The organism is Streptomyces murinus (assembly GCF_002154555.1).
In the GTDB taxonomy this organism is placed as follows: domain Bacteria; phylum Actinomycetota; class Actinomycetes; order Streptomycetales; family Streptomycetaceae; genus Streptomyces; species Streptomyces murinus.
Window position 1 is genome coordinate 1 of the sequence record NZ_MUNF01000882.1, and the last position, 1,263, is coordinate 1,263.

Annotated in this window: 1 protein-coding gene and 1 pseudogene; both read left to right on the top strand. The window is 72.4% G+C overall.

The annotated features are described in order from the left end of the window. Positions 1 to 123 precede the first annotated feature (123 nt). Positions 124 to 495 carry a hypothetical protein gene (locus CCN72_RS36240; RefSeq protein ID WP_244174658.1) on the top strand — a complete coding sequence of 124 codons (372 nt, stop codon included), beginning with the start codon at positions 124 to 126 and terminating at the stop codon, positions 493 to 495. Positions 496 to 731: 236 nt separating this feature from the next. After that, positions 732 to 1,263 (top strand): annotated as a pseudogene (locus CCN72_RS36245) (hypothetical protein); the annotation flags it as partial.

A 1,263-nucleotide genomic window follows, 5' to 3' on the forward strand; every position in this document is an offset into this window, starting at 1 on the left:
GCATGGACTCGCTGCCGCTGCTCTCCACCCTGGCCGGTGCCGCGATCGGTATCGTCGCCACCGTCGTCGCCGACCGGAACCGGTGGAAGCACGACGACGCCAAAGAGGCCCTTCACCACCGCCGTGAAGGTCCTCGGCGAGACCCTGCGGGCGCTGGCCCAGCGCGAGCACCCGTCCGACGACGAGCGCGCCCTCGCCCTGCGCGACGCCTTCCGGGACTCCGGCATAAGCATCGCCTCGGAACGGATGTGGCTCATCGCCCCCCAGCCCGTCGTCAAGGCGTCCAACGGCGTCTTCCACTGCCTGCGCCGCATCTGCGACGGCTACGCCACCGGCACCCCGGTCGGCAGCCCGGAGGACCGCGCCCGCTGGGAGGCCCGCGGTCAGGCGGCGGCCAGGATGCGCAAGCTCATGCGCGAGAACCTCGGCGTCGGCCCGCTGACGGAACGTCACAGCCCTCTTCTCGACGACTACGACGAGCCTGCCGGACGGTGAGCGCGAGCCTGCCGGGCAGTGGCGCGAGCCTGCCGGGCAGTGAGCGCGAGTCCGCCGGAGTGCGGCGCGCCCGCCCCTCTTCCGCTCCGGGGACGACCAGGCGGAGCCGGGAGCTATCCCGCCCGCCTTGGCCCGCCCCGCCCCGTGCTAGGTTGCGCTCCTTGATCGTGAAGGTTATGTGGGGGCCTTTCGTGAAACCGGCACGACTTCTGCCGTCAGCCGCCGCAGTGCTGCTGGTGGGACTGACGACCGTCATCGGTCCCGGCGCGACCGGCTCGTACGCACAGTCGGACATCCCGCTGCCGATCGCGCACTTCGCGCACCTGGTCGTGGACGCGCCCCACGGACACCTGTTCATCAGCGGCGGCGCGGGCACGGGCGGCATTCTCGTCACCGACCTCGACGGCGGTAACCCGACGACGCTCGGTGGTGAGCCGGGTGCCACCGGTCTCGCCCTCTCCGACGACGGATCCGTGCTGTACGCGGCCCTCCCGGACCAGGACGCGATCGCGGCGATCGACACGAAGAACCTGACCGAGTCGGCCCGTTACGACACCGGCGCGGGCACCCGTCCGGGCTCCCTGGCCGTCGCCGGGGGCAGTCTCTGGTTCGGCTACGGCACGGCAGGTGGCGGCGGCGAGTACGCCGGAGGGTGTCGGGGTCGTCGCCAGCATGGGCGCGGTCGCCCAACTGCCTTGATCCTGCCGCAAGGTGACCGTTCCGGCGCCGTCGACGGAGCCGATGCCGCCGCCACCTGCCGTGCCGTAG